We start from the raw sequence: 17,527 nt of genomic DNA on the forward strand, positions 1-17,527 counted from the left end.
CCCGCACCGGCGGAGACCGACGGGTCGGCAGACCCCGACGACTCAGCCGAGGAACCGGCGCCCTCCGTCGCTCCCTGCGACGCGGAGGGGGCGGCGGAGGCCGTGGGCCCCTGAGGGGACCGCGCGCCGGCCGCGATCGACGGGTCGGCAGACGGCGACGACTCAGCCGAGGAACCGGCGCCAGCCGTCGACCCCGTAGACGCGGGGGGCGGGGTGTCGTCGGCGTTCCGGGGCTCGGCCGGGGGCCAGAGGGGTGTGGGGGTGTGGTCCGGGCGGGGCGGTGGGGGTGGGGTGGGGGCCGAGGCGGCGGACGGGCCGGTCTCCCAGCGTTGGGTGTCTTCGTTCCAGTGTTGCTCTCCTCCGCTCATCGCGGTCCCCCTTCGGTGTCGCGGTCAGAGTCCGAGCAGGCCGGCGACCGTGCCCGCCGAGGCGAGGACGCCCAGAAGCGCCTGGGAGTCGGACAGAAGCTCGCGCAGGCGTTCGCGGCGGGTGGGGCTCGCCTGGCCGGTGCGGGTGAGTTCCGCCTCGGTGTCGGCGAGCGCCTCGCCCAGCGCGGCGGTCTGCTCGGTGGCCCGCACCCGCGCGAGGTCGGCGCGCAACTCCCGTACCGCTGCCAGGAGTTCCTGGTCGGCCGGGGTGCCCGTGCCGTGCTGGTGACTCTCGGCACGGGCGTGGCTGCCGATCGCGAAGGTGCTGCCCGACACGTCTCCGATCGTCACGTTCGGCTCCTGACCGGTCATGTCCCGGCTCCCTTCTGCGGCGCGGGCGCGCCCGTGGCGTTGGCGTGGCTGCCGACGGCGAAGGTGCTGCCCTCGACGCGGCCGATGTGGACGTCCCCGTTGCGGATGTTGACGACCTTCCGGACGAACTCCCCGGTCTGGTAACCGGATTCGGCGAGCGCGGACCGCACCCCGTCGGCCACCCGGTCCTGCACCCCGCGCAGATACCGGACCACGTCCATCTCCTGGAAGAGCGAGCCGACCGGCGCGGACCCCAGCTCGCGCACCGAGAGCGCGGGACCGTCGGGCAGGGCGCCCCCGTACCCCCCGGTCAGCAGCCGCCAGCCGTGCACCAGACCCCGGCCGAGCTGGGCGAACGCCCGCCCCGCCGAACCCGGCACCAGGACGAGCGCGGTGACGGCCTTGCCGAGGGAGTTGTTGTGCCGGAACCGGTGGGCGGCACGGTCGGCGTCCTTGAAGTCCTCGCGGACCGGCGTCAGCACATGCGGCGCGATCTCCAGCATCAGCATGCCGCCCTGGGTGTGGACGCGGACGTACACGGTGACGACCAGCTCCTCCTCCCAGCCGCCGACCCGCACCCGCAGAAAGTGCCGCCGCTTCTCGGCCCCCTCCTCCACCGCCCGCGCCCGGTGCTGCTCGAACGCCTCGGCGGTGTACGGCGCCTGCTCCCGCTTCTTCAGCCCCTCCACCGGGAGGAACACGCACTCGTCGACCTCCAGCCAGCGCAGCCGGTCCCGGACACCGGGCCCCGCGTACTCGGCGGGGACGCGGAGCGCCTCCAGGCGGGGGCGGATCTTCTCCAGAATGGCCCGGTTGCTGAGCGGCTGCCGCTCCTTCGCCAACTCGTCCGGCTTGAGTTCCACGGCCAGCACCCAGGTGTCGTACGCGTCTCCGGCCCCGCAGAAGGGCCGGGCCTCGTGGTACATGACCAGCGGGGCGTGCTGCTCCAGCCGGATGCGCTGCCTGAGCCGCTGGAAACGCGGGCTCGGCGCCTGCTCGGCGGGGTCGGCGGCGGCGTCCGGGAAGCGCTGCGGAGACAGTTCACCGGCCAGCGCCCGGCTGAACTGGGTGCGCTGGGCGTGCACACAGAGCGCGATGAGGGCGAGCACGACGAGGGCGGACCACGCCTGCCAGACCTCCACGGCCGGGGTGAGCGAGTCGGAGAGGTCCCCGGAACCGCCGTACCCGCCGTACCCGCCGTACGGGTCGTAGGTCGGCTCGGGGGACGGGCCCCCGCCGAACGCGGTGAAGACGGTGAGCACGAACAGCGCCGCGAACCACACCCGCCCCCACCACCGCGCCAGGAAGGCGAGGACCAGCCGGTACAGCGGCGGCGAAGCGGCACGCCCGCGCAGCCAGGGGGCGAGCGCGAGCCAGATGCTGGGCCACAGGTACAGCGCGAGCAGGCCGCCGCTGAGCGGCATGCCCACCAGCCACAGCCCGGCGACGGCCCCGGCCCAGACCAGCTCCTGCCGCCGGGCCCGCAGCGCGTGCGCCAGCACCCGCGCCGCGTCGAAGCCGAGCGAAGGGGCCACGATCCGCTGCTCGTTGAGGTGGAGTTCCTCGATGACGCGGTCGCGGTAGCCGGAGTCCAGATAGGCGCCCGCGCACAGCAGCCGGGTGGCCTCGCTGGTGTGGGGCGGGACGGGCGGCGGATGGACCGGCGCCCGCTCGGCCCGCGTCCGCTCCGCCTGCGGCGGCACCTGAGCACTGCTCATGCCATCCCCCGATGCATGGAAGTCCCTCGCCCGACAGAAGGTGGACGACGACCGCTGAGCATAGAGGGGTGACGGGTGGTCAGGAAACCGGAATCCGCTCGGCCATCAACTCCTTCACCGTGGCGCGCAGCCAGGCGTGCGCCGGGTCGGCGTCGTGACGGGGGTGCCAGGCGATCCCGACCGCGAGGGGCGGCAGCGGGAGCGGGACGGGGAAGGTGACCAGACCGAGCGTCTCCGCCATGGGCCGGCTCCCCCGGTTGACGATCCCGACCAGGTCGGTGTCGCGCACCACGAACAGCGACGCGGGGTAGGTCCCGACGCTGCCGGCCACCCGCCGCGCGAGCCCGAGCGCGGCGAGCGCGTCGTCGATCGGCCCGTGCAGTCGCCCCCGCCGGGACACGCTCAGATGCGCGGCCCCGGCGGCGAACCGCTCCGGGGTCAACTCGCCCTCCAACAAAGGGTGTCCGGCCCGTACGACCCCGAGCATCCGGTCCTCGTACAGCGTCTCCACCCGCACCTCGGGGGCGGTGGTGTCCACCACGCCGATCTCCAGGTCGGCGGTGCCCTGGCGCAGGAAGGGGGCGTCGACCGGGCTCTCGGAGAGGAACCGCAGCCGGATGCCGGGCGCCTCGCGGGCGGTGCGGGTCAGCAGCGGGGCGCCGAGGGTGGCGGCGGTCGCGTCATGGCCGAGGATCGTGAAGGTACGGCTCATCGTGCGCGGGTCGGCGTCCCGGCCGGGCGCGAACAGGGCGCGGGCCCGCTCGACCACCGCGCTCACCTCGGCCCGCACCGCCAGCGCGTGCGGGGTCGGCACCATCTGCCGCCCGGCGCGCACCAGGACCGGGTCGCCGAGCGCCTTGCGGATACGGCCGAGGGCGCGGCTCATCGCGGGCTCCGACAGATGCAGCCGCCGGGCGGCACCCCGGACGCTCTGCTCCTCCAGGAGCACGTCGAGCGCGAGCAGCAGATTGAGGTCCACGCCCGCGAGCGGCGAGACGTCTCCGGATTGCGTCACACGCAATCATCCCTTGCGAAGGTTGCACTGGAAAGCAGGTCGGACCCGACCCTACGGTGGCGGCACAGCCCCGCACCACCCCGACAAGCTCCTGGAGGAGCCGTGCTCCCGCCTGCCCTGAAACGCTCGACGCTGCTCGTGCTGTGCGCCTGTGTCCTGGTCGCCCAGAGCATGGTCGCCGCGATCAACCTGCTGATCCCCCAGTTCATGGCGTCGTCCCCGCACCCCTCGCACAGCCAACTGCTGTGGATAGTGGACGCCTACGTCATCGCCTTCGCCGCACTGCTCGTCCCGGCCGGCACCCTCGGCGACCGCTACGGCCGCAAGGGCGCCCTGCTCACCGGCCTCGCCCTGTTCGCCGCGGGCGCCGCGACCGGTGCCCTCGCCACGGACCCGGCCGTCCTCATCGCGGGCCGGGCGGTCTCCGGGGCCGGAGCCGCGCTGATCACCCCGGCCACGCTGTCGATCCTGATGCGGCTGTCCACGCCCGAGACCCGGGCCCGCGCGATGGGCGCCTGGACGCTGTCACTGGGCGTCGGCGGCGGGGTCGGCAACCTGGCGGGCGGCTTCGCCGGGCAGTACCTGTCCTGGCGGGCCCTGTTCGCCGCCATGGTGCCGCTCGCCGCGCTGCTCGCCGCCGCCGTCGCCGCGACCACCCCGCGCACCCCGCGCTCCCCGGGCACCGGCCTCGACCCGCTGGGCACCCTGCTGCTCACCGGGGGCCTGGTCGCCGTACTGTTCGGCATCATCGAGGGCCCCTCCTACGGCTGGACCTCCGCGCGCATCCTCGGCGCCTTCGCCGCCGGAGCCGTGCTGACCGGCGCCTTCACCGCGCACGCCCTGCGCTCCCCCGCCCCGCTCTTCGACCCCCGCGTCTTCGCCTCGGCCCGGCTGCGCGCCGCGTCCCTCGGCACGGCCACCGGGTTCTTCGGCCTGTTCGCGCTGTTCTTCGTCAACTCCCAGTACCTCCAGGAGGCGAAGGGCATGGGTGCCGCCCTGACCGGCGTGGCCATCCTGCCGCTGCCCGTCGGCATGGCCCTGGCGCAGCGGCTCGGCGGACGCTGGGCGGCCCACCCGCGCGCCCTCGTGGGCACCGGCCTCACCCTGATCGGCCTGGGCCTGCTCGCCGCGTCGACCGCCGACGCGGACACTCCGTACGCGCTGTACCTCGGCTGGCTGCTGGTGGTCTCCGCCGGTACGGGCCTGTCGATGCCCGCGCTCACCGTGGGCGTGGTCACCTCGCTCCCCGCGCACCAGGCCGGGCTGGGCAGCGGCCTGGGCACCACGGCCCGCGAGACCGGTGCCGCGCTGGGCGTCGCCGTCACCGGGACCGTGCTCTCCGCGCACACCGGCCTGCTCGACGGCATGGGCCCGGCGCTGCGCGTCGTCGCCCTGGTGGTGCTCGCGGCGACCGCGTTGGTGATCGCGGGGTGGGGCGGCCGGAACCCTACCCTCCGGTCCGCCACTCCGGTCCCGGAGCGCGTGGCATCGCCCTCCACCCCCCACCGATGATCAACTCCGGTCCGACGGACCCGAGTTGTCCAGTTCTAGGAGCCGTGCATGCCCGCGCTGCTGAACCCTGTCCTCGATCTGCTGATGCTCCGGGGCACCGTGACCTCCGTGGAGCGGTTCACCGCGCGGATGCGGCGCCTGCGGATCGAGGGCGACGCACTGGCCGGGCTCGACGTGCTCCCCGGCCAGCAGGTCCGGGTGCTCGTGGGCTCCGCGCTCACCCGGCGCACCTACTCGGTGTGGCGCTACGAGCCGTCCGGCGCCCTGGAGTTGTGCGTGCTGGACCACGAGGGCGACGGCCCCGGCGCCCGCTGGGCGCGCGAGGCGGCGGCGGGCGACGAGGTGCGCCTCGGCAAGCCGGAGGGCTCGTTCACCCTGCGCCCCGACGCCGCGCACCACGTCTTCGTCGGGGACGAGACCGCCTCCGTCGCCTTCGGCGCGATGCTCGCCGCGCTGCCCGACGGCGCCCGGATCTCCGGCTGCGTGGAGACCGCCACGGCCGACGACCGGCTCCCGCTGGCCCACGCCGGGCGGCTGGACTGGGTGCTGCGCGGCACCGTCCCGCTCGCCGAGGCGGTGGGCCGCCTGGCACCGGCGCCGGGCGGGGTCGCGTACGTCGCCGGGGAGGCACGGACCGTGCAGGCGGTACGGCATGTGCTGCGGGACGCGGGCTGGGACCGGCGCTCGGTGCTGACCAAGCCGTTCTGGGCGCCGGGCAAGCGCGGCCTGGAGTGACTTGCTCCTCGCCCTGAAGAGCGAGGATTCTGGCCTTCTCGACTGGTTGCTGTGCCGCTACACGGCACGGTTTCCGGTCGGGAATCCGTGGCTTCCTGTTTCTTCGCGCTGTGCCGGGATTGCTTCCGGTCTTACCGGCGCTCCGCAGGCCGATACCGCCAGTCCGGCGGCCGTCTTCACGTTGATCGCGGCATTGTGGTCCCGGTCGTGGACGGTGCCGCAGGCGGTGCAGGTCCATTCCCGGATGTTCAGGGGCTTGGGGCCGTCCTTGACCCCGCAGGTGGAGCAGGTCTGGGAGGTCGGTTCGAACCGGCCGATCTTGACCAGGGTGCGACCGTACCGTTCCGCTTTGTATTCCAGCATGCTGATGAACGCGGACCACCCGGCGTCATGCACCGACTTGGCCAGCTTCGTGCGGGCCAGTCCCGCCACCGACAGGTCCTCCACGGCGATCCCTTGGTTCTCGGAGATCAGCTTCGTGGAGAACTGGTGGTGGAACTCGCGGCGTGCGTCAGCGACCTGTGCGTGGACGCGGGCGACCTTCAGGCGGGCCTTGGCCCTGTTCTTCGATCCCTTCTGTTTGCGGGACAACTCCCGCTGGGTCTTCTTCAGTTTCTTCTCCGCGCGCCGCAGAAAGCGCGGCGAGCCGATCTTCGTACCGTCGGAGAGGACCGCGAAGTGAGTGAGGCCGAGGTCGATGCCGATGGTGCTGTCGGTCTCGGGCATCCGTGCCTGGTCGGCGGCAGGGTCGGTGTTGATGACGAAAGAGGCGAAAAATCTGCCGGCGGCGTCCTTGATGACGGGGACGGAGGTGGGGACGGCGGGCAGCGGGCGGGACCATTTCACCTTCACCGCGCCGATCTTGGGCAGGTTCAGACGGCCGCTGCCGGTGATGTTCCAGCGGGCATTGGCGGTGAACCGGATCGACTGCCGGTTGTCCTTGCGGGACTTGAAGCGGGGCGCTCCCACTTTCGGCCCCTCGCGCGTGCCCCTGAGGGAGGCGAAGAAGTTGCGGTACGCGGTCTCGGCGTCCCGCAGGGACTGCTGAAGCACCACTGCCGACACCTCACCCAGCCAGGACCGCCCGGCTGTCCGCTTCGCCTCTGTGATCAGCTTCCGGGACAGGTGACCGGCCGTCGGGAACGGCTGCCCGGCCTTACGGGCGTCCTCGCGGGCACGGACGACGTCGTTGAACACGACGCGGGCGCACCCGAACGCCTTCGCCAACGCCACCTGCTGGCCGGTGTTCGGGTACAGACGGAAGCTGTACCGGAGCTGTATGACGATCACGCTAGGCACCTCGAACCCGTGCCGTCATCGGGAACATGTGCACGACCCATCACCATCACGAGCAAGGCCCGGCTCCGCCGGAACAACACCGCGGGACACGGGAACGGGCCCCGTCCGGAAGACCGGAGGGGCCCGTCACTCGTTGCTGCGGGGCTCAGATGAGGCCGAGACCGCGGACCGCGTCGCGCTCCTCCGCCAGCTCCCGCACCGAGGCGTCGATGCGGGCGCGGGAGAACTCGTTGATGTCCAGGCCCTGGACGATCTCGTACTTGCCGTCCTTGGTGGTGACCGGGAAGGACGAGATCAGGCCCTCCGGGACGCCGTAGGAGCCGTCCGACGGGATGCCCATGGAGGTCCAGTCGCCCTCGGCGGTGCCGTTGACCCAGGTGTACACGTGGTCGATGGCGGCGTTGGCGGCGGAGGCGGCCGACGAGGCACCGCGGGCCTCGATGATCGCGGCACCGCGCTTGGCGACGGTCGGGATGAAGTCGTCGGCCAGCCACTGCTCGTCGTTCACGACCTCGGCGGCGTTCTTGCCGGCGACCGTGGCGTGGAAGATGTCCGGGTACTGGGTCGCGGAGTGGTTGCCCCAGATCGTCAGGCGCTTGATCTCGGAGACCGGGGTGCCCGTCTTCTTCGCGAGCTGGGTCAGCGCGCGGTTGTGGTCGAGGCGCGTCATCGCGGTGAAGCGCTCGGCCGGTACGTCCGGGGCGGCGGCCTGCGCGATGAGCGCGTTGGTGTTGGCCGGGTTGCCGACGACGAGGACCTTGATGTCGTCCGCGGCGTGGTCGTTGATGGCCTTGCCCTGCGGCTTGAAGATGCCGCCGTTGGCCTCCAGGAGGTCACCGCGCTCCATGCCCTTGGTGCGCGGGCGGGCGCCGACCAGCAGGGCGACGTTGGCGCCGTCGAAGGCGACGTTCGGGTCGTCGGTGATGGTGATGCCGTTCAGCAGCGGGAACGCGCAGTCGTCCAGCTCCATGGCCGTGCCCTCGGCGGCCTTGAGCGCGGGGGTGATCTCCAGGAGGCGGAGGTTGACCGGCACGTCCGCGCCGAGGAGCTGCCCGGAGGCGATGCGGAAGAGGAGGGCGTAACCGATCTGGCCGGCCGCGCCGGTGACGGTGACGTTCACGGGAGTGCGGGTCATGGCGTTCTCCGTATGGCTGGCGGTGGGGCGTCCCTGCCCCGTGCGGATGATCGATCTCTTGGCGTCAAGAGAGATCAGCGGTCAGGCTATCGCGCATCCGGCATGCCGGACGTCCGGGGCCCTGTGGCCCGTCCCACAGCCCGACTTCGCGGGCCCGCCCCCGCACACGGCAGCGGCCGCCCGTCCGGGAGAGGAAGACTGGGGCGGCCGCCGGTGGGGGTACCGGCTCGCCGGACTCCCGTGGGGGGGGTACAGGTTCGCGTGCCCCGGTTCCGGCGTCCCATGCGTGCCGCGCCGGAAAACCCGCCTACTTCGCGCACCCGGTGCGCCCCGACACCAGGGTCACGCAGGCTTCGGCCCGGCCCGCGCGGCCGACGGCGACCATCGGCGTGTAGGTGTACGTCTCCCCGGCGACGGCGACACCCCGCCGGCTCTCGCCGTCCGCGGTGACGCGCACCCGGTCGCCCGGTGCGGCGCCGGTGATCCGGCCCCAGGCGGCGCCGCACGTCCTGCTGTAGCGGACCTCCAGGGTGGCGGCGCCGACGGTGGCGGTCCCGGCGGTGGTCACCAGGTCGCCGCTGCACCCCATGGCCTCGGCGTCCTTCCCGGTGCAGCCGACGCCCACGCACTTGACGCCCGGCGGCAGGCCGGCGGCGCCGGTGGCGGACGGCGAGGGGGACTCGGCGGCTTCGGGTGCGCTCTCGCCGCCGCTTCGGCCGGTGAGCAGGAAGACGGTGCCGAGGACGACGAGTACGGCCACGGCGCCCGCGAGGAAGAGCAGGACGCGGCGCCTGCCCGCAGGGGGCTCGGCGGGGGGCGGGGTCACCGGTGGGGCGCCGGCCGTCGTCGTGCTCGTACCGCCGCCGAAGTCGCCCAGTTCGGCGCGGGCCCGGGTGATGCGGATCTGCTCCATCGTGCGGTCGTGCCGCGACTCCGCCCGGCTCCAGGCGCGTTCGGCCAGCTCCCACATGGTGGTGAGGTGGACCGGGCTGGTCCCGGTGACCTCGGCGAGGGCGACGACGGCGCCCTTGGGCGCGAGCAGCCGTCCGTTCAGATACCGCTCCCAGGACGTCCTGCTGTACCCGGTGCGGTCGGCCAGCGTGGCGACACTCAGACCCCGCTGGTCCACGAGCCGCCGCAACTGACGGGTGAACTCCCCGATCTGCGGGTCGAGTTCCTCCGGCAGCGCCTTCCAACGAGCCATGGCCCGCTCCCCCCTCGTTCCTCCCCCGGCAGGCACCGCGACGCCTCCCCGCGTCACGCCACCGCCCCCGCTCCACGGTAGCCCGCGGGAGGGGGGTGTTCGGAACGTATCCGGCGAACTGCCCTTGTTGCGCCGCCAATTGCCCGGATGTGGCAGGGCGCGGACACGGTGGCGGAACGGTCACCTCCGTGCCACAGCGCACGGCGGGACATTGCCCGGCGGCCACCCGGCCCGCCAGGGTGAAGTTCCGGCGGCTCGCCCCTGATCGGGGGCGGGGGCGAGCCACCGGCCTTGCGGACAGCGCTAGTTGGACACCGTGAAGTGCAGGGTGTCCTTCAGGAACGGGATCTGGAGCAGGGGGTCGGGCTGGGCCATCAGGGCCAGCAGGACGATGGCGAGGCCCAGGACCCCGTAGGTCACGATGTCCGTGAAGCGGGAGCGGACGGCCAGCATGCCGACGCCGGGCAGCGTCCAGCGCATCGCGGCGCCCGCCAGCAGGGCCGCGCCGATCAGCAGCAGCCCGGCGCGGGTCACGTCGAAGGCGACCAGCAGCAGGCCGAGCGCGACGACGGAGAGCACGACCAGCACCGGCCACTGCCGCGCGGGCGCCGGGGCGTCGCTGCCCGCGGCCCGGCCGCCGCCCTCGGGGCGCGCGGTGTCCTTGGTGAACAGCGGGAAGCGGCGGGTGATGCGCCGGGTGCGCCCCTGCGCGTCGGGAGCGCTGATCGCGTCCCGCACCTGCGGCTCCCCGGACTCGTCAGCCGGCACGCCGCTCCGCCGCCTCCACCACGTTGACCAGGAGCTGGGCGCGGGTCATCGGGCCGACCCCGCCGGGGTTCGGGGAGATCCACCCGGCGACCTCGGCGACGTCGGGGTGGACATCACCGACGATCTTGCCCTCGGCGTTGCGGGAGACGCCCACGTCCAGCACGGCCGCGCCCGGCTTGATGTGCTCGGCGCGGATCAGGTGCGGGGCACCGGCGGCCGAGACGACGATGTCGGCCCGCTTGAGGTGGTAGGCCAGGTCACGGGTGCCGGTGTGGCACTGGGTGACGGTGGCGTTCTCGCTGCGCCGGGTGAGCAGCAGCGGCATCGAGCGCCCGATGGTCACGCCACGGCCGACGACCACGACCTCGGCGCCCTTGGTCTCCACGCCGTACTGGCGCAGCAGGGTGAGCACGCCGTTGGGGGTGCAGGGCAGCGGGGCGGGCTCGTTGAGGACCAGGCGGCCGAGGTTCATCGGGTGGAGGCCGTCGGCGTCCTTCTCCGGGTCCATCAGCTCCAGGATGCGGTTCTCGTCGATGCCCTTGGGCAGCGGGAGCTGGACGATGTAGCCGGTGCAGTCGGGGTCCTCGTTCAGCTCGCGGACGACCGCCTCGATCTCCTCCTGCGTGGCCGTGGCGGGCAGTTCGCGCTGGATGGAGGCGATGCCGACCTGGGCGCAGTCGCGGTGCTTGCCCGCGACGTACTTCTGGCTGCCGGGGTCCTCACCGACCAGGACGGTACCGAGGCCGGGCGTGATTCCCTTCTCCTTCAGCGCCGCCACGCGGGCGGTCAGATCGGACTTGATCGCGGCTGCGGTGGCCTTGCCATCGAGAATCTGGGCGGTCATGCATACATCCTCGCGGATGACGGGCCCCCGGTTCCAATCCGGTCCGCGTGGGCTCCGCCACCGTCGCGTCCCAGATGTCCGTCGATGATCGTTGATGTTGCACTTGCACAACACCTCGCGCCCGCCGCTGGACAACGCGTGACGGCTCAACAACCATGAACGGCGCATACATCGCGGTCCAGTGGGGGGCAAACCGCTCAGATCCTGACGTTCCTCCGTGCTGTCCGTGTCGTCCCCGCAGGTCCAACGGAGGAATCCAGCCATGAGTTTCGGCTCGCCCCAGAACCCGTACGGTCAGCCGCAGGACCCCCAGCAGGGGTACGGGCAGCCGCAGCACCCCGGTTACCCGCAGGCGCCGCAGGGCGTGCCGCCGCAGCCCGGTTACGGCTACCCGCAGGCGCCCCCGGTCCCGCAGCAGGCCGGTTACGGCTACCCGCAGCAGCCGGGCTACGCCTACCAGCAGCCGCAGTACGCAAACTGGGGCCAGCGATTCCTCAGCAAGCTGATCGACACCATCCTCTACATGGTGGTCTACGTGCCGCTCGTGCTCATCGGCGCGAAGGCGGAGATCCCGGCGCTCGCGCTGATCGGCTTCCTCTTCATGATCGCCTTCCTGATCTACCAGATCATCCAGGAGGGCAAGACGGGCCAGACGATCGGCAAGAAGGTCGTCGGCACCCGCACCCTGAAGGAGGACACCGGTCAGCCGCTCGGCGGGGGCATGGCGTTCGTCCGCCAGCTCGCCCACTTCCTCGACGGCCTGCCGTGCTACCTCGGCTACCTGTGGCCGGCGTGGGACTCCAAGCGCCAGACCTTCGCGGACAAGGTCTGCGGCTCGATCGTGATCCGTACCAAGTAGGCGCGCGGCACGGCAGGCGGCCGCCCGCTCCCCTTCCGCGAAGGGGAGCGGGCGGCCGTTCTTCGTCTCTTTGTCCGGGCGTCAGTGGAAGAAGTGCCGCGTGCCCGTGAAGTACATGGTCACGCCCGCCTCCTTGGCGGCCTCCACGACCTGCTCGTCCCGGATCGACCCGCCCGGCTGCACGATGGCCCGCACCCCGGCGTCGATCAGGATCTGCGGCCCGTCGGGGAAGGGGAAGAACGCGTCGGAGGCCGCGAAGGCACCCCGCGCCCGCTCCTCGCCCGCCCGCTCGACGGCCAGCTTGCAGGAGTCGACGCGGTTGACCTGGCCCATGCCGACGCCGACCGAGGCGCCGTCCTTGGCGAGCAGGATCGCGTTGGACTTCACCGCGCGGCACGCCCGCCAGGCGAACGCCAGCTCGGCCAGCTCCGCCTCGGAGAGCGCGTCACCGCTGGCCAGCGTCCAGTTGGCCGGGTCGTCGCCGTCGGCCTGCAGGCGGTCGGCCTCCTGGACCAGCACGCCGCCGTCGACCGGCTTGATCTCGACCGTGGCGGCGGGACCCTGGGGGGCCTTCAGCACCCGGATGTTCTTCTTCCGGGCGAGGGCCTCCAGCGCGCCCTCCTCGTAGTCCGGCGCCACGATGACCTCGGTGAAGATCTCCGCGACCTGCTCCGCCATCTCCTTGCTGACCGGCCGGTTCACCGCGATGACCCCGCCGAACGCGGACAGCGGGTCGCAGGCGTGCGCCTTGCGGTGCGCCTCGGCCACGTCCGCGCCGACCGCGATCCCGCACGGGTTGGCGTGCTTGATGATCGCCACACAGGGCTCGTCGTGGTCGTACGCGGCCCGGCGGGCGGCGTCGGTGTCGGTGTAGTTGTTGTACGACATCTCCTTGCCGTGCAACTGCTCGGCCTGCGCGAGGCCCTCGGCACCCGGCTCCACGTACAGCGCGGCCGGCTGGTGCGGGTTCTCGCCGTAGCGCAGGGTGTGCGCGCGGTCCCAGGTGCCGCCGAGGAAGTCGGGGAACGGGGAGTCGTCGACCGGGGCGTACTCGGAGGCGAACCAGTCGGCCACGGCCACGTCGTAGGCGGCGGTGTGCCGGAACGCCTCGGCGGCCAGCCGCTTGCGGGCGGCGAGGTCGAAGCCGCCCTCCTGGGCGGCGGCGGCCACGTCGGCGTACCGGTCGGGGCTGGTGACCACGGCGACGGAGGGGTGGTTCTTGGCGGCGGCGCGGACCATGGAGGGGCCGCCGATGTCGATCTGCTCCACGCACTCGTCGGGCGAGGCACCGGAGGCGACGGTCTCCCGGAACGGGTACAGGTTGACCACGACCAGGTCGAACGGCGTGACGCCCAGCTCGGCGAGCTGCTCGCGGTGGCTGTCCAGGCGCAGGTCGGCGAGGATGCCCGCATGCACCTTGGGGTGCAGGGTCTTGACCCGGCCGTCCAGGCACTCGGGGAAGCCGGTCAGCTCCTCCACCTTGGTGACGGGGACGCCGGCGGCGGCGATACGGGCCGCGGTGGACCCGGTGGAGACCAGCTCCACCCCGGCCTCGTGCAGCCCGCGCGCGAGGTCTTCCAGGCCGGTCTTGTCGTAGACGCTGACGAGCGCCCGGCGAATGGGCCGCTTGGTGCTCTCGGCGGTGGCGGTCACGGGATAACTACCTTTCGTCCCTCTATGCGATGGCCGTTGCGGGCGAGCCGCCCCACGACCTCGACGAGCAGCCTTCGCTCGACGTCCTTGATGCGCTCGTGCAGCGCGCTCTCGTCGTCCTCGTCCCGGATCTCCACCACGCCCTGCGCGATGATCGGCCCGGTGTCGACGCCGTCGTCGACGAAGTGGACGGTGCAGCCGGTGACCTTGGCGCCGTACGCGAGCGCGTCCCGTACGCCGTGGGCCCCCGGGAAGCTCGGCAGCAGGGCCGGGTGGGTGTTGACGAACCGGCCGCCGAACCGGGCCAGGAACTCCTTGCCCACGATCTTCATGAAGCCGGCCGAGACCACGAGGTCGGGCTCGTGCGCGGCGACCGCCTCGGCGAGCGCCGCGTCCCACTCCTCGCGGGTCGGGTGGTCCTTCACCCGGCACACGAAGGTCGGCAGCCCGGCGCGCTCTGCGCGGGCCAGCCCCTCGATGCCGTCGCGGTCGGCCCCCACGGCGACGATCCGCGCGCCGTACGCCTCGGCTCCGACGCGCTCGATCTCGTCCAGCAGGGCCTGGAGGTTGGTGCCGGAACCGGAGACCAGCACGACGAGTCGCCGGACCGCTGGACCGGCGGGGGTGGCGGCCACGATGGGGCCCTTTCTCGGGACGGCGGTGTTCACGGCCGGCGTTTGTAGGGTTCTACGAATGCTTCGCGTCCCGCCATACGGGGAAGTCTACGAAGCGGCCGGCCGCCAGCAACGATACCCGTCACTCCGGACAGCCCCCACGGGACGGCGGCGTGGCCGGAAGGTAGCGTTCTGGACGAGCGGGCTCGGGAACGCGGTCGCCGTGCGGCGCGTTCACGGGATGACAGCTCATGTCGGACTTCGAATCACCTAGGGGAAGACGCTCCTTTGATGCCCGATCGCAGCCCGCGACTCCTCACGTTCCCGCCGCTGACCGGCCCGGAGGGCGAGCGTGGCGCTGTCCTGCTGCGGGAGCGGCCGGCCTCGCCGCCCCAGGCACCCTCCGGGGACGACGACCGCGGCGGTGACCGCAAGGACGACAACCCCTACGCGCCCCCGCCCGAGGACCGTCCCGACCAGCCCTGGCGCCCGCGTCACCCCGAGGGCCGGGGCGGTCACCAGGGATCAGGCGACTCGCGCTGGGGCAGCCAGTGGAGCGACCGCCAGCCCGGCCGCGCCCCCGGCGGCTTCGGCGAGCGTCCCGGCGCGGGTCCGGAGGGCCAGGGCGGCGGTACCGGCAAGCAGCGCTGGGACCCCACGGACCCGGCCCAGCGCCGCGCCCGCTACGCCCTGCTGTCCGGCATGTGGGCCGTCTTCTTCGTCCTCCTCGGCTGGCCCTATGTCTCCCTCCTCCTCGGCGCCCTCGCCCTCTACTGGGGCGGCAGCTCGCTGCGCGCCAAGCCCCGCACCCCCTCCCCGGACGAACCCCGGCCGACCGGTACCCGCCCCCAGGTCACCGCGGCCATCGCCGGCATGATCACCGCCGCCCTCGCCCTCGTCCTGGTCGCCGCGGTCTTCACCGTCCAGCTCGTCTACCGCGACTACTACACATGCGTGAACGACGCCTTGACCCAGCAGTCGAAGCAGTCCTGCGACCAGCTCCTGCCGGAGCATCTGCGGGGGGTACTGGGGTCGGCCAACTCCTGAGGGGCTGATCCGGACGACCGACTCCGGGATGGGTCGCGGCGGGCTGGTGCGCGGGGCCGGGCGCGGCGGAGCGTGGGGGCCGTCCGCGCGGGGGCTCAACTCACGAACGGGCATGGCCCCGGCTCGGCAGCCGCTCCGCGGCTTCACCCCACCCTGGCCCGTGAACGGCCGGTGGCCGAGCCGAGGGGTTCGGCGTGCGGGACGGCGATCCGGCAGACCTGGGGGTGCGCGGCGCGGGAGCGGGCGGGAGTCGCGGACAAGTGCGGGGAATGTCCGGCGGCCGGAGCGAGCGTCAGCGGCCGGATCGGTCGCTGATCGACGGCTTCGCCCCACCATGCCCACCCCCGCGGGCCCGCATGCGGCGACGGCCAGGCCAGGGTTCGGCTCGGCCAGGGATGCGCGGCCGGGAGCGGCGGCGGGCGAGGTCCTCGGCCGGGTGCGGGGAGCGTCCGGTGGCCGGAGCGGGTGTCGGCGGCGGGGTCGGTCGCTGAGCGACGGCTTCGCCCCACGATGCCCACCCTGTGGGCCCGCATGCGGCGGCGGTCAGGCCAGGGTTCGGCTCGGCCGGGGATGCGCGGCTCGGGAGCGGCGGCGGGCGAGAGTCGCGGACAGGTTCGGGGAGCGTCCGGTGGTCGGAGCGGGTGTCGGCGGCGGGGTCGGTCGCTGAGCGACGGCTTCGTCCCGCCGTGCCCGCCCCCCTGGGCCCGTCGCGGTGGTCAGGGTGAGGGTTTGGGCTCGGCTGGGTCCGGGGTGGTCTTCGGGGGCGCGGATTCGGCGGGCTCGGGGGCGGGGGGCTCGGGGGCGCTGGTGGTGTTTTCGGTGGTGGGCTGGGGCGGGGCCGCCTCCGGGGTGGGGGCTGAATCCAGGAAGTCGTAGAGGTCGTCCTCCTTCGGCTCCGGGGTGGGGGCAGGGAGCTTCGGGGGTGCCTCTGCCGCGCGGGGTGTCTTGGCTCGGGTCAGCCAGGCGGGCTTCCTCGTTCTGCGGGACGGCAACGCGCCCGCGCGGCGGAGGGCGTAGAGGCGCCAGGCTCTTGTGGTGAGGGTGGTCGGGGTGCCCAGGAGGAGGAGCCACAGGGCGGCCGCGGGGCCGGTCTGCCAGGCCAGGGGGCCGAAGCGGGAGAGGGTCGAGGTGCCCAGGGGGCCGCCGGAGAGCGCGGCGAGCAGGGTGAGGGCCAGGGCGCAGAGCAGGGCGGACAGGGCGAGGACGCCGACGGTCCGGCCCGCCGACCAGTGCAGCCAGGGACGCGCCCGCCGCACGGCGGCCACCGCGACGAACCAGCCCGCCGTCACCCCGGCCGCGACCGGCACCAGGGCGACGGCCCAGTTCAGCGGCGTACCGGGGCCCGCGTCGGGGACGGCCGCGAGCAGCGGGAACGGGGGCAGCAGCGGGGCCGGGTCCGAGGACAGCGGGTGCACCATGTGCCCGGCGCCGAGCGCGAATCCGGGACCGAGCGCGTACGAGGCCGACCAGAGCGCCGCGTTGGGGACCAGCGTGACCGCGAGCAGCAGCACCGTGAGCCGTCCGGTCCACCCCTCCGTGAGCTGGGTGAACGCCAGCCGGGCGGTGTCCCCGTGCCAGACGAGGGACGCGCCGAGCAGCAGCGCCCCACCCCCGGTGAGCACGGCCGTGGCCGCTCCGGCCGCGCGGGCCGCCGTACCGAGCGCGTCCACCCGTACCCAGTGCGGCAGCCGGGAGGACACCGGCGGGTGCGGCCGCCCGGAGCCCGCCCAGACGCCGACGCCCGCGGCGCCGCCGACGAGCAGGGGCAGACACACCGTCACCCAGAGCCACTCGGGCCGGGGTTCACCCCCGGAGGCGTACAGTGCGGCGGCCGCGCCGACGCCGACGTACCCGAGCACCACCCCCGTCCACGCCGTACGCGCGGGAACCGGCGGCGGCCCGTCCGGCTCGTCGGACGCGTCCGTGGCGTCCCGCGCCGCCCGGTACACCAGCCACACCGGCAGCGCGAGCAGCAGCAACGGGGTCAGCCCGACCGGCTGCGGCGCCCCGGACAGCGTCTCGGTGCGGACCAGTTCGACCCCGTGCGCCAGCAGCCACAGCGCGGCCGCGACATGCAGCGCACCGCCGGGCCCGCTGTCCGGGTAGGGCGAACTGACCCACAGCACCATCACCAGCGCCGCGCACGCGCCGAGCCCGAGCCCGGCCGCGAGCGCACCGCCCGCCAGCGCGGGCCCGAGACCGGGTGAACGGTCGCGCATCCGGGACCGCAGGGACGACGACATGCGACGGAGTGTCAGCGGCATCACGCCCGCCATGCTCCCAACGACACGCGCTTTCCCGGCGTAACAGGCGAACCCCCGAAGTGTCGCCCAATATATGTTTATGTGCCTATTCACACAGAGGGGTGAGCCGTGACGCAGAGC

At 73.3% G+C, this 17,527-nt stretch carries 15 protein-coding genes; 4 read left to right on the forward strand and 11 right to left on the reverse strand.

What is annotated here, in order from left to right; genetic code table 11:
• Positions 1-392: 392 nt before the first annotated feature.
• The 3 genes from ACZ3HQ_RS03705 to ACZ3HQ_RS03715 all read right to left on the reverse strand — a co-directional run bounded on the left by ACZ3HQ_RS03705 (position 393) and on the right by ACZ3HQ_RS03715 (position 3,479).
• Complete coding sequence (locus ACZ3HQ_RS03705; protein ID WP_467507678.1) at positions 393-740, reverse strand: hypothetical protein; 348 nt, start codon at positions 738-740, stop codon at positions 393-395.
• Entirely contained in the window at positions 737-2,458 is a 1,722-nt protein-coding gene (locus ACZ3HQ_RS03710) for a hypothetical protein (protein WP_467507680.1), read from the reverse strand. Before ACZ3HQ_RS03710 ends, ACZ3HQ_RS03705 begins: the two co-directional genes overlap by 4 nt.
• A 79-nt stretch (positions 2,459-2,537) precedes the next feature.
• Positions 2,538-3,479, reverse strand: a complete 942-nt coding sequence (locus tag ACZ3HQ_RS03715; RefSeq protein ID WP_467507684.1) for a LysR family transcriptional regulator — start codon at positions 3,477-3,479, stop codon at positions 2,538-2,540.
• A 96-nt stretch (positions 3,480-3,575) separates the two neighbouring features.
• Between ACZ3HQ_RS03715 and ACZ3HQ_RS03720 the strand changes: the two genes are divergently transcribed.
• Both ACZ3HQ_RS03720 and ACZ3HQ_RS03725 read left to right on the forward strand, forming a co-directional pair.
• The gene (locus tag ACZ3HQ_RS03720) at positions 3,576-4,985 is read left to right on the forward strand and encodes an MFS transporter (RefSeq protein ID WP_467507687.1); all 1,410 of its coding nucleotides are present in this window, start codon (positions 3,576-3,578) and stop codon (positions 4,983-4,985) included.
• A 48-nt stretch (positions 4,986-5,033) separates the two neighbouring features.
• Positions 5,034-5,720 (forward strand): siderophore-interacting protein, encoded by a 687-nt coding sequence (locus ACZ3HQ_RS03725; RefSeq protein WP_467507690.1) that lies wholly within the window; start codon positions 5,034-5,036, stop codon positions 5,718-5,720.
• A 57-nt stretch (positions 5,721-5,777) separates the two neighbouring features.
• Here the strand turns inward: ACZ3HQ_RS03725 and ACZ3HQ_RS03730 are convergent, their stop codons facing one another.
• From ACZ3HQ_RS03730 to ACZ3HQ_RS03750, 5 genes are all read right to left on the reverse strand, one after another.
• The gene (locus tag ACZ3HQ_RS03730) at positions 5,778-7,001 is read right to left on the reverse strand and encodes an RNA-guided endonuclease InsQ/TnpB family protein (RefSeq protein WP_467507994.1); all 1,224 of its coding nucleotides are present in this window, start codon (positions 6,999-7,001) and stop codon (positions 5,778-5,780) included.
• Positions 7,002-7,164: 163 nt separating this feature from the next.
• On the reverse strand, positions 7,165-8,154 hold the full coding sequence (locus ACZ3HQ_RS03735) for a malate dehydrogenase (protein ID WP_199586149.1): 990 nt from the start codon (positions 8,152-8,154) through the stop codon (positions 7,165-7,167).
• Positions 8,155-8,461: 307 nt separating this feature from the next.
• Entirely contained in the window at positions 8,462-9,358 is an 897-nt protein-coding gene (locus ACZ3HQ_RS03740; RefSeq protein ID WP_467507694.1) for an XRE family transcriptional regulator, read from the reverse strand.
• A 303-nt stretch (positions 9,359-9,661) separates the two neighbouring features.
• On the reverse strand, positions 9,662-10,126 hold the full coding sequence (locus tag ACZ3HQ_RS03745; protein WP_467507696.1) for a DUF3017 domain-containing protein: 465 nt from the start codon (positions 10,124-10,126) through the stop codon (positions 9,662-9,664).
• Positions 10,116-10,970 carry a bifunctional methylenetetrahydrofolate dehydrogenase/methenyltetrahydrofolate cyclohydrolase gene (locus ACZ3HQ_RS03750; RefSeq protein WP_467507697.1) on the reverse strand — a complete coding sequence of 285 codons (855 nt, stop codon included), beginning with the start codon at positions 10,968-10,970 and terminating at the stop codon, positions 10,116-10,118. The genes ACZ3HQ_RS03745 and ACZ3HQ_RS03750 overlap by 11 nt, the downstream gene beginning before the upstream one ends.
• A 262-nt stretch (positions 10,971-11,232) precedes the next feature.
• Here ACZ3HQ_RS03750 and ACZ3HQ_RS03755 point away from each other — a divergent pair, with 262 nt between their 5' ends.
• Positions 11,233-11,829 (forward strand): RDD family protein, encoded by a 597-nt coding sequence (locus ACZ3HQ_RS03755; RefSeq protein WP_467507699.1) that lies wholly within the window; start codon positions 11,233-11,235, stop codon positions 11,827-11,829.
• Positions 11,830-11,910: 81 nt separating this feature from the next.
• Here ACZ3HQ_RS03755 and purH read toward each other — a convergent pair whose 3' ends face one another.
• Positions 11,911-13,482, reverse strand: coding sequence for a bifunctional phosphoribosylaminoimidazolecarboxamide formyltransferase/IMP cyclohydrolase (gene purH, locus ACZ3HQ_RS03760; protein ID WP_467507701.1), 1,572 nt, complete (start codon positions 13,480-13,482; stop codon positions 11,911-11,913).
• Positions 13,479-14,117, reverse strand: a complete 639-nt coding sequence (gene purN, locus ACZ3HQ_RS03765) for a phosphoribosylglycinamide formyltransferase (RefSeq protein WP_467507996.1) — start codon at positions 14,115-14,117, stop codon at positions 13,479-13,481. The genes purH and purN overlap by 4 nt, the downstream gene beginning before the upstream one ends.
• A 270-nt stretch (positions 14,118-14,387) precedes the next feature.
• Between purN and ACZ3HQ_RS03770 the strand changes: the two genes are divergently transcribed.
• Positions 14,388-15,143 (forward strand): hypothetical protein, encoded by a 756-nt coding sequence (locus tag ACZ3HQ_RS03770; protein ID WP_467507703.1) that lies wholly within the window; start codon positions 14,388-14,390, stop codon positions 15,141-15,143.
• A 716-nt stretch (positions 15,144-15,859) separates the two neighbouring features.
• On the opposite strand, the gene ACZ3HQ_RS03775 is transcribed toward ACZ3HQ_RS03770, so the two are convergent.
• Entirely contained in the window at positions 15,860-17,419 is a 1,560-nt protein-coding gene (locus ACZ3HQ_RS03775) for a cell division protein PerM (protein ID WP_467507705.1), read from the reverse strand.
• Positions 17,420-17,527: the final 108 nt, after the last annotated feature.

Source organism: Streptomyces sp. NPDC018263 (genome assembly GCF_055562575.1).

Excerpts from the sequence above, each read along its gene's own strand:
- ACZ3HQ_RS03705 (WP_467507678.1), bottom strand. The coding sequence starts at position 740 with ATGACCGGTCAGGAGCCGAACGTGACGATCGGAGACGTGTCGGGCAGC.
- ACZ3HQ_RS03710 (WP_467507680.1), bottom strand. The coding sequence starts at position 2,458 with ATGAGCAGTGCTCAGGTGCCGCCGCAGGCGGAGCGGACGCGGGCCGAG.
- ACZ3HQ_RS03725 (WP_467507690.1), top strand. The coding sequence starts at position 5,034 with ATGCCCGCGCTGCTGAACCCTGTCCTCGATCTGCTGATGCTCCGGGGC.
- ACZ3HQ_RS03735 (WP_199586149.1), bottom strand. The coding sequence starts at position 8,154 with ATGACCCGCACTCCCGTGAACGTCACCGTCACCGGCGCGGCCGGCCAG.
- ACZ3HQ_RS03740 (WP_467507694.1), bottom strand. The coding sequence starts at position 9,358 with ATGGCTCGTTGGAAGGCGCTGCCGGAGGAACTCGACCCGCAGATCGGG.
- ACZ3HQ_RS03750 (WP_467507697.1), bottom strand. The coding sequence starts at position 10,970 with ATGACCGCCCAGATTCTCGATGGCAAGGCCACCGCAGCCGCGATCAAG.
- ACZ3HQ_RS03755 (WP_467507699.1), top strand. The coding sequence starts at position 11,233 with ATGAGTTTCGGCTCGCCCCAGAACCCGTACGGTCAGCCGCAGGACCCC.
- ACZ3HQ_RS03770 (WP_467507703.1), top strand. The coding sequence starts at position 14,388 with ATGCCCGATCGCAGCCCGCGACTCCTCACGTTCCCGCCGCTGACCGGC.
- ACZ3HQ_RS03775 (WP_467507705.1), bottom strand. The coding sequence starts at position 17,419 with ATGGCGGGCGTGATGCCGCTGACACTCCGTCGCATGTCGTCGTCCCTG.